Genomic DNA, 8,846 nt, shown 5'->3' with positions numbered 1-8,846 from the left:
TCGTGCCCACCGTTGGCCTGAACGAGCTGCTCGACGATGGGACTCATCGTGGCCACATAGGGGATGTTGTCCACAATGGCGGACAGCACGGCCGAAACGCCAAGCAACCCCATGGTGGCCAGCCCCATCTGTCCGCTGGTCGCCGCGACGGCCCCTTGCGACAGCTCGCCGATCACGCCGGTCTCCACCAGCGCGCCGACCATGACGAACAGGCCCGCGAAGAACACCAGCGTGGGCCACTCGACCTCGCCGATGGCCTCTTCGGTGGTCACCTTGGTCGCGGCCACCAGCACGCCCGCCCCCAGCAGCGCGACCACCGACGGCTCGTAGTGCAGCACCGGGTGCAACACGAACGCGGCCATCACCAACGCCAGCACGGCCAGCGACTGCCACAGCAACCGCCGGTCGGCGATCGCCTCCCGCTCGTCCAGCGCCATGATCGACGCAGCGCGCTCCGGGTCGTAACGCATCGAGCGGCCGAACATCAGCCAGCACAACCCCACGAACACCGCCATCAACACGATCACCATCGGCGCCATGTGCACGAGGAAGTCGTTGAAGCTCAGGCCCCCGCGGCTGGCGATGATGATGTTCGGCGGGTCACCGACCAGGGTGGCCGCGCCACCGATATTGGAGGCCATCGCCTCGGCGATCAGGAACGGCGCCACGTTGACGGCGAGCCGTTCGCACACCAGGAACGTCACCGGCGCGATCAGCAGCACCGTGGTCACGTTGTCCAGCAGCGCCGAGGCCACCGCGGTGATCAGCACCAGCAGCACCATCAGCCGGAACGGCCGGCCCCGGGCCCGCTTGGCGGCCCAGATGGCCAAGTACTCGAAAACGCCGGTCTGCTTCAGCACGCCGACGATGACCATCATGCCCAGCAGCAGGAAGATGACGTTCCGTTCTTCTCCCGGCATGCCGGGAGAAGAACGCCGCCTCGCCGTTGGTGGCGTGGATGGCCAGCATGATCCCGGCCCCGCCGAGCGCCGCCGCGACCCGGTGGACCTTCTCGGTGGCGATCAGCGCATAAGCGGCCAGGAAGACCGCCACGCTCACCCACGACAGCACGCTCATACCGCGAGCACCCGGTCCAGCAGGGCCTGCAGTGTCACCGCCCCTATCAGTCGCTGATCGTTGTCGACCACGGCGACCAGCGGGCTGTGGGTACGTGCCATGAGTGCGGCCAGCTCCAGCACGGTCGCCTCGGGGTCGGTGACCGGCAGTTCGCGGGGCTGCCGTGGCAGTGCCTCGCGTACGGTGCGGCCGTCCAGCGCTTGGAGCAAGGCATCCGCGTGTGCCTCGTCCACAACCCGGGCGAGCGCCGGGTCGTCCTGGCAGTAGCCGGGCACGGCCAGGCGCATCACCTGTGTACCGGGCAGGATCGTCACCGGCGCCCCGTCGTTGTCGACCACGATGAGCCCCGGCAGATCCTGGTCGGCCAGCATCCGAGCAGCGTCGACGACGGAGGTGTCGAGAGCGACGCTGGGGAAGTCGGCAAGCAGGTCTCGGGCGCGCACCGGCACATCCTTTACTCAACAGGGACAGAACGTGCCGACCAGACTTCCCGGCTCACCTGTAGACAACGTATCAAGGCCTGTCAAGATCGCCGAGAGCGGGATCGGCAGCTCTCCATCGGCTCTCGGTGATGTGCGTGCTGGCGTCGGCGTCAAGAATCCGTCTATCCGCTTGACATCGTCGCTGCTAGGGTGAGCGGCGGTGCGCCGGGAAGTCTGGTCGGCAAGATCGTCTAGTGGATCCGACCGGAGGCGTACACACAGTGACTTCTTCTTCGCGGTGCCACTGATGGGCACTCTGTTAACCGCGTTCGCGGGCGTACTCCTGCTGGCCGTGCTGCTGTCCAGCCTGGCCCACCGCACCATCCTCTCCACGGCCGCGCTCTTCCTGGTCGCAGGGTTCGTCCTCGGCGACGGAGTGTTGGGCGTGGTCTCGCTCGAACCGGGCGACGAGCTGGTGGCCACGCTGGCCGAGCTGGCGCTGTTCACCGTGCTGTTCACCGACGGCATGCGGGTGGGCTGGCCGCAACTGCGCAGCGCCTGGAGGCTACCGGGGCGAGCGCTGGGCTGGGGACTGCCGCTCACCCTGGCCATCACCGCCGTGGGCGCGCACTACCTGATCGGGCTGGGCTGGATCGAATCCCTGCTGATCGGCGCGATCCTGGCACCCACCGACCCCGTCTTCGCCGCCGCGCTGGTCGGCAACGAGAAGGTGCCGCCCCGGCTACGGCAACTGCTCAACGTCGAGTCCGGCGTCAACGACGGGCTCGCGTTGCCCTTCGTCATCGTCTTCCTGGCCATCGCCTCCGGCGCGCAGGACTTGCACCTGCGCGCACTCGCCCTGGAGCTCGGCCTGGGCGTGCTCATCGGAGTCGCCATCCCCTGGGCGGCGATCAAGCTGGAGCAGACGCGCTGGTTCTCCGCCTCCACCCAGTATGAGCCGCTCAACGCCCTGGCCATCGGCCTGCTCGTGCTCGCCGTCGGCAAGGCCACACACGGCAACCTGTTCCTGGCCGCCTTCTCCGCCGGCATCACCGTGGCCACCTTCGGACAGCGGCAGCGCGAGTCGTTCGAGCACTTCGGCGAGCTCATCGCCGAAGTTTTCAAGCTGGCCGCGCTGCTGGTGTTCGGCGCGCTCATCACCCCCGCGCTGCTCGGCTCGGTCGGTTGGCAGGGCTGGCTGTTCGCGATCGGCGCGCTGGTGCTCGCGCGCCCCATCGCCATCTGGCTGTCCTTTCTGCGCTCCGGGCTGTCGGTGCGCGAACAGGCGGCGGTGGCCTGGTTCGGCCCTAAGGGTTTTGCCTCCGTCGTCTACGGCCTGCTCGTACTCGCCTCCGGCATCACTGCAGCACAAGGCGTTTTCCAAATTGTGGCCGTCACTATCGTGCTCTCGATCCTGCTGCACTCCTCCACCGACATCGTGGTCGCTCGCACCTTTGACGATGAGCGCGAGGTCCCAGCCTGGTACGGCGGCGTCACTCGCCGCCTGCGCAGACCGGCAGGCGGCCCGGATTGAAGCACGCCTTCTTCGTGGGCGGGTTCCGCCCTCCAGCGCAGCTCATCGTGCTCACCTTCCCCATGATCATCCCGCTCCGCGGCGTTCATCCCCGTCGAGACGCCGACCGGCCAGGCAACCACCCCCTGCGGAAGAAGCACTCCGTCTGATGCATGGACGCACTTCCGCCTCTGCCGTCCGACGCCTGTGGACCCGGCGCCACGTCGTAGCGGCCATCTCCCTCGTAACCGGGTGTTCCGCCGGCGCGCTGGCCGCCGGAGCGTTAGTCACGGTCCTGAACGGCTACCGGGCTACTCACCGGTACGTCGCCGCAGAAGTGATCGAGGAAGCATCCATCGTCGCCAACGTGACGTGGCAAGGTGAGAGCCGGGTACGGCACAGCGCGTGGGTGCGCCAACCGCTGGACCACATCTCCAGCGATCGCGCCCGAATCTGGGTCGACCGCGAAGGACGCCCGGCCCCGCGCCCGCCCGGCCCCACGGAGATCACTTTCGGGTTTCTGCTGTCTGGGCTTCTCGCGGGATGGCCGGCATGGCTGACGCTGTCGAGACTTCGCCTGCTGCGGCACTGGTGGGTGGCCAAGAAAGCGGTCAGGAAGTTGGACGAGCAATGGCGCGACCTGATCGATGAACATCGATCACCGCCCGATGCGCCTCTGTAAGTCCAGCCAGGAACCCGCCGCACTTGATCCAGTCGGGCCAGGACGCGCCCAGTTCACCGACCGAGCGCTGGAACGCCTTCGAGCAGGGCCGGTTAGCACATCGGTGCCGACGGTCGCTCGGGCATGGCCCAGACCAAGCGGGATGCCACCGGATAGGCGTCAGACACTCGGTCCGCCCGTAAGCCGCTCATGTGAGCAGCGGCAACGCCAGAAAATACGCCACCACCAGCAGGGCTGACGGGCCTCGGCTGAGCGGTATGCCACGGGCGAGCAGGGCCCAGATGAACCCGATGATGCCCACCATCGCCACGATGACGGTCGAGGCCATGGTGGGCGCGCCAGCGGTGACAAGCGCGACGATGGCGCCGCCCGCGAGACTGTTACACAGATTGCCGCCGAGCAAGGCGCCAACAAGGAGATCACCGTAACCGTGACGTTGAGCCCGGATCGCGGTGATCAAGATGGGAAGCGCAGCAGCGAACGCCACCAGCGTGAACCCGACCAGATCCGGCGAGGCGCCCGCCCGTGCGGTCACTTCGGAGGTGTTGATCACCAGGAGCTGCGCACCCACCAGCACCCCAGCCAGGCCGACAAGCGTCCGCGGCACCTCTGTTCTCAGGCGCGGCAGCTCGGCCGTCTTCAGGTAACCCGCGCTCTGCGCCGCCACCATGTCGTGCGGAGCCGCCCGGGCCAAGAGCACCAGCAGCACCACCGCGCTGATCAGCGCCACGGCCAGCGTGACGGCTGCCCCCCAGCTGAGCCCCTCCAGCAACGTGATCGCGAATATCGTGACCGCAGCCACCGACAGCAGCGCTTCACGCTGCAGCAGCAAGGACCGGATCATCAGCGGCGCCGTGAGCCCGCCGACGCCGAGGACCGCGGTCAGGTTGAGGATGTTCCAACCAACCAAACTGGCCGTCGCCAGCTCTTCATGTCCTCCGAGGCCGGCTGTAGCGGCCACGACAATCTCTGGGACGCTGGCGACCAACCCCATGACCACCACGCCCACCATGACCGGCTGCAGGCCGAGCCGACCGGCCAACCGGCCCAACCCCACCATCAGGTGATCCCCCGCGAAGGCGAGGATGACCAGCCCGAGCACGATAAGGGCGATAGGCAACAGCATCGACGTCCTCTCGGCAGGTCACCTCACTCCAATGGGCCACGCTGACCGGCGCGGCAACACCTCGACGCTATAACAGCAAGAGATCAATCACACACTCAAAGTGACTGTCGTTTGCTGGATGAGAGCTTCCGCTCTGATGGGCTCATCGTGGGAGGATCACTCCATCGTTCTCTCAACGCCATCGGGTCGCAGGCACCAACGGTCGCTGCCACACGTTCCTCGCCACCAGGCCCGTACGGCGTCGGGCGAGAAGCGACCGCTGCGTACCGTTCCAATCCGGCTCAGTGGCGCGTGGTCGGCGACGGCAGGCGTGGTGGTTGCCATCGCCAGGTGGCGTTGCCGTCGGCTGTGATGCCCTTGCGCCATAGCGATGCGGGCATCAGCCGGATCATCGTGACCATCGCCCGGTACGCGGTCGTGGAGGTCGTGCGGCCCCCGTCGGCGCGGGCGCCCCGGGCGGTGGCCTGGGTGCGCGGGCGGCGCTCGGCGTCGTAGCGGTGCAGCGCCGTCTCGATCGCGGGCTCGCCTGCGAGGGCGGCGGCGAGCACGACGGAGTCTTCGAGGGATTGCCCGGCGCCCTGGCCGCGATCTGGGCTCATCGCGTGCGCGGCGTCGCCGAGCAGCGCAGCCCGGCCATGGACGTAGGTGGGCAGCGGGTCCAGGTCACAGATGTCGATATGGATCACTGCCTCGTCCGGGGTGGCCGCGATCAGCGCCGGGATCGGCTGATGCCAGGTGGCGACTCGGCGGGCCGCCTCGGTCTTCTCCGCCTCGTAGTGGATGCCCGGCTGATCGGCGGTGGTGACGTAGGCCCAGTAGACGCGGCCGCGGCTGAGCGGGTGGATCAGGAAGTAGCCACCGGGGCCCATGGTGACGCTGCCGGACAGCCCTTCAGCATCGGCATCGGCGTCCGCGACGCCCAGCCACGCGGTTCGGCCCAGGAAGCGCGGCGGTGGCGCGTCCGGCCACAGCAGTCGGCGCACCGTGCTGCGGATGCCGTCCGCGCCGATCACCAGGTCAGCGGTGGCCTCGCCGCCGCTCCAGGCGACCGTCACCGTCTGTTGGTCGTGCCGGATGCCGGTGACCTCCGCACTGGTGCGCACCCATCCGGCGGGTACTGCCTCCAGCAGCACTCGGTGCAGGTCCGCGCGGTGGAAGGCGATTAATGGCGTCGGGTCGCCGGGGCGGGCGCGTTGCAGGTAGCGGCCGTCCGGCAGACGCAGGTTGCCTGCGGAATAGGTGGGCACCCCGGCCGCCCGGGCCTGCTCACCGACGCCGAGCTCATCGAGGGCGCGCATGGCGTTCGGCGCCTGGGACATGCCGGCGCCGATTTCGCGCAGTTCGGCCGCTCGTTCCAGCACGACGGCCTGCCAGCCGATCCGATGCAGGGCTACGGCGGTGGCCAGCCCGCCGATGCCGCCGCCGACCACGATCGCCCGTCTGGTCACGATGTCTCCTCCTCCTCGAGGCCGGGGTTGCCGTCGGGGTGCAGGGGCGGCGCGTTGTCGAACACTTTGGCCATCCATTCGAAGGTGGTGTGCGCCTGGCGGATGCGTGTGGCCCGCTCATCGCTGGGGCCGACCAGGTCGAGGCCGTCTCGGGTGATGTCGAGGAAGGAAGTGATGCTGGCGATCTGCTGGCGGGCCACCACCATCCAGGCGTCGTCAGCCATCCGGTAGTAGACGGTCCGCTCGCCCGGCCGGGTGCGCCACGTCAAGAAGCCCATGCTGGTCAGCAGTCGCAGGTTGGAGGTCAGCGAGGCGCGGCTGGCGCTGATGGCCGCGCTGATCTGCCCGGCGGACTGCTCCGGCGGGTCGCAGACCATCAGCCAGCCCAGCACGCGTCCGGCGATAGGGGGTACCCCGTCGCGTGCTAGGTACATGGCCACCCGCTCCACCCACTCCAGCAACGGTTCCTGGTCGGTCACGCGGTCCGCCTCCTTCTCTTGCAGTTATTTCAGTATGAGCTAAACTCGCTGTATTGATCAAGGATACGCCCCGCACGGGGGCGTACTGGTGGTGAGCCGGGAAGTCTGGTCGGCCCGCGACGTTCGCCGTCGCGGAAGAGGAGGAGGACTTTCCCGATGAACCGCGTTCTTTCCGCGCTGCTCGGCACCGGCATCGCCGCGGGCGTCCTGATGCCGGTGCTGTTGTGGGCCGACGGCGCCACTCGTCCCGGCTACAGTCTCTGGCACCACGGCGCCAGCCAACTCGGTACCGGCGAGCGCGCCTGGCTACAGACGATCAACTTCGTGCTCGGAGGGCTGCTGCTGGCCGCCTTCGCCATTGGAGTGCGCCGCGCTCTGCGCGGTGGGCGTGGTGCGACCTGGGGGCCGGTCCTGCTCGCGGCGGCTGCGGTGGGCCTGGTCGTGGCCGGGCTGGTACCCACCGATCCCGCGCTCGGCTACCCGCCCGGGCAGCCGGCCCAGACCGCCGGCGCGCTCAGCACCAGCGGCCTCATCCACCAGGCGGCCGGCTTCGCCTTGTTCGCCGGGCTGAGCGCGGCGGCATTCGTGCTGGCCCGGCGCTTGGGGCAGCAGGGCCGCGCCTGGGCCGTCTGCTCGCGCCTGTCCGGCGCCCTGATCATCGCCTTCGCCTTCGCCGCCGGTATCGCCTACCGCCTCGACGTCCTGGGCCTGTGGCGTCCGGCCCCCGCGGGCCTGCTTGAACACCTCTCGCTGCTGACCGGCTTTGGCTGGATCGTCGCCGTGGGTGTTCATCTCCTGCGCAGCCACGTCCCCGCAGGCCCGAGCACGCCTCCGGTAGGCGGCCGAGGGCCCGCCCAGGCTGGATGATGCGAGAGCGGGTCCCCGGGGGTCCGCCGGCGGCCTGCAGCCGCGGCGCGGGAGCCACCACCGGCAGGCTCCCGCTCCGCATGCTTTCCGACGGCGCGCAGCCGCAGCCGCTACCGGGCAGTGCCGGCGTGCTTGGCGGCATAGTGCTCGCGCCAGTTGTCGATGAGCGGGATCAACTGCTCGGTCATGTAGGCGTAGAAGTCCTTCATCTCGTGCAGGCGTCGGCCGGCGATGCTGTCCTCACCCGCCGCGTCAATGCCTTCCTGGGCGGCAGCGCCCATGGTGGCCAGCATCGCGTTCTGCTGTGACATCAAGCTGGCCCAAGCGCCTGCGCGGAAACGATAGTGGTCACGGCGGCTGCCGGGAGCGGGCACCCGTTCGATGAGGCCGAGCGGGATCAACTGCTTGACCGCGGTGGACACCGCTCCAGAGCTGATGGACAGCTGCGCGCAGAGGTCGGCGGCGGTCATCGACTCCTGCCGGGTGTAGAGCAGCGCGGTCATCACCCGAGCGGTGGTCTTCTGCATACCGCCCTGCGCCAGGGTCAGCGCCAGCTTCTCGGCGGCCTCGCGCAGCCGCTGGTTGGTGTCCATGAACCAAGCCTATCAAGTGCTTCGAATTCTCTGAGAATTTACAAATCTCTGAAAGTTCTATACGGTCCGAGATGTGGAGATCGCGCTCATGGCGGCCTCCCCGACGTCAAGGAGACCCAGAGTGAAGCCCAAGAACGTGGTAGCCGGCGCCCACGGCATGACCGGCCAGGCATGGAAGAAGCACGCCAACCCGTGGAGCGTCTGGACCCGCTTCGCCGCCATCCCCGCGTTCGAACTGGCCGTCTGGAGCCGCGAGTGGATCGGCTGGTGGTCACTGGCCGGCGTGGCCCTCGTCGCCGCCTGGCTCTGGCTGAACGTGCACCTGTTCAGCCCGGTCGAGCCGACCAACTGGGCCGCGCGCGGCATCTACGGCGAGCAGCTCCACGTCGAAGGCAAGGCTCCGGCGGCGCACCGGGTAGTGCTGCGGCTGCTCATCGTGGCCGGTCTGATCGGCTTCGCCTTGATCGCCTTGGGGCTGATCGCCCTGGAGATCTGGCCGCTCGTGCTCGGCACCACGCTGACCGTGCTCGCCCAGCTATGGCGGATCGACCGCTACGGCCTGCTCTACGAACAGCACCAGAGCCAGACCATGTGACGCTGGGACCGCCGCTGGTCCTCCGGCAGGAACGACCACCAGGC

At 68.6% G+C, this 8,846-nt stretch carries 10 protein-coding genes; 4 read left to right on the top strand and 6 right to left on the bottom strand.

What is annotated here, in order from left to right:
- Both ACIHFD_RS57430 and ACIHFD_RS57425 read right to left on the bottom strand, forming a co-directional pair.
- Positions 1–920: ArsB/NhaD family transporter (locus ACIHFD_RS57430; protein ID WP_397374123.1), on the bottom strand; the 920-nt coding region annotated here is incomplete at its 3' end.
- Between the two features lie 153 nt (positions 921–1,073).
- Positions 1,074–1,520, bottom strand: coding sequence for a CBS domain-containing protein (locus ACIHFD_RS57425; RefSeq protein WP_397374122.1), 447 nt, complete (start codon positions 1,518–1,520; stop codon positions 1,074–1,076).
- A 286-nt stretch (positions 1,521–1,806) separates the two neighbouring features.
- Between ACIHFD_RS57425 and ACIHFD_RS57420 the strand changes: the two genes are divergently transcribed.
- The gene (locus ACIHFD_RS57420; protein WP_397374121.1) at positions 1,807–3,033 is read left to right on the top strand and encodes a cation:proton antiporter; all 1,227 of its coding nucleotides are present in this window, start codon (positions 1,807–1,809) and stop codon (positions 3,031–3,033) included.
- 148 nt (positions 3,034–3,181) lie between these two features.
- Positions 3,182–3,694 carry a hypothetical protein gene (locus ACIHFD_RS57415; RefSeq protein ID WP_397374120.1) on the top strand — a complete coding sequence of 171 codons (513 nt, stop codon included), beginning with the start codon at positions 3,182–3,184 and terminating at the stop codon, positions 3,692–3,694.
- Positions 3,695–3,881: 187 nt separating this feature from the next.
- On the opposite strand, the gene ACIHFD_RS57410 is transcribed toward ACIHFD_RS57415, so the two are convergent.
- From ACIHFD_RS57410 to ACIHFD_RS57400, 3 genes are all read right to left on the bottom strand, one after another.
- Positions 3,882–4,820, bottom strand: a complete 939-nt coding sequence (locus ACIHFD_RS57410) for a sodium:calcium antiporter (protein WP_397374119.1) — start codon at positions 4,818–4,820, stop codon at positions 3,882–3,884.
- 281 nt (positions 4,821–5,101) lie between these two features.
- Positions 5,102–6,268: an FAD-dependent monooxygenase gene (locus ACIHFD_RS57405; RefSeq protein ID WP_397374118.1), complete on the bottom strand. Its 1,167-nt coding sequence runs from the start codon at positions 6,266–6,268 to the stop codon at positions 5,102–5,104.
- Positions 6,265–6,747 carry a GbsR/MarR family transcriptional regulator gene (locus ACIHFD_RS57400; protein ID WP_397374117.1) on the bottom strand — a complete coding sequence of 161 codons (483 nt, stop codon included), beginning with the start codon at positions 6,745–6,747 and terminating at the stop codon, positions 6,265–6,267. The genes ACIHFD_RS57405 and ACIHFD_RS57400 overlap by 4 nt, the downstream gene beginning before the upstream one ends.
- 156 nt (positions 6,748–6,903) lie before the next feature.
- Between ACIHFD_RS57400 and ACIHFD_RS57395 the strand changes: the two genes are divergently transcribed.
- The gene (locus ACIHFD_RS57395; RefSeq protein WP_397374116.1) at positions 6,904–7,614 is read left to right on the top strand and encodes a DUF998 domain-containing protein; all 711 of its coding nucleotides are present in this window, start codon (positions 6,904–6,906) and stop codon (positions 7,612–7,614) included.
- A gap of 110 nt (positions 7,615–7,724) precedes the next feature.
- On the opposite strand, the gene ACIHFD_RS57390 is transcribed toward ACIHFD_RS57395, so the two are convergent.
- A complete protein-coding gene (locus ACIHFD_RS57390; RefSeq protein ID WP_397374115.1) occupies positions 7,725–8,207 on the bottom strand; it encodes a GbsR/MarR family transcriptional regulator in 483 nt (160 codons plus the stop codon).
- A gap of 121 nt (positions 8,208–8,328) precedes the next feature.
- On the opposite strand from ACIHFD_RS57390, the gene ACIHFD_RS57385 reads away from it, so the two are divergent.
- Positions 8,329–8,802 carry a DUF6653 family protein gene (locus tag ACIHFD_RS57385; RefSeq protein WP_397374114.1) on the top strand — a complete coding sequence of 158 codons (474 nt, stop codon included), beginning with the start codon at positions 8,329–8,331 and terminating at the stop codon, positions 8,800–8,802.
- Positions 8,803–8,846 lie beyond the last annotated feature (44 nt).

Source organism: Nonomuraea sp. NPDC051941 (assembly GCF_044593615.1).
This window is presented reverse-complemented; position numbering and strand designations above follow the sequence as displayed.

Excerpts from the sequence above, each read along its gene's own strand:
- ACIHFD_RS57390 (WP_397374115.1), bottom strand. The coding sequence starts at position 8,207 with ATGGACACCAACCAGCGGCTGCGCGAGGCCGCCGAGAAGCTGGCGCTG.
- ACIHFD_RS57420 (WP_397374121.1), top strand. The coding sequence starts at position 1,807 with ATGGGCACTCTGTTAACCGCGTTCGCGGGCGTACTCCTGCTGGCCGTG.
- ACIHFD_RS57410 (WP_397374119.1), bottom strand. The coding sequence starts at position 4,820 with ATGCTGTTGCCTATCGCCCTTATCGTGCTCGGGCTGGTCATCCTCGCC.
- ACIHFD_RS57395 (WP_397374116.1), top strand. The coding sequence starts at position 6,904 with ATGAACCGCGTTCTTTCCGCGCTGCTCGGCACCGGCATCGCCGCGGGC.
- ACIHFD_RS57415 (WP_397374120.1), top strand. The coding sequence starts at position 3,182 with ATGCATGGACGCACTTCCGCCTCTGCCGTCCGACGCCTGTGGACCCGG.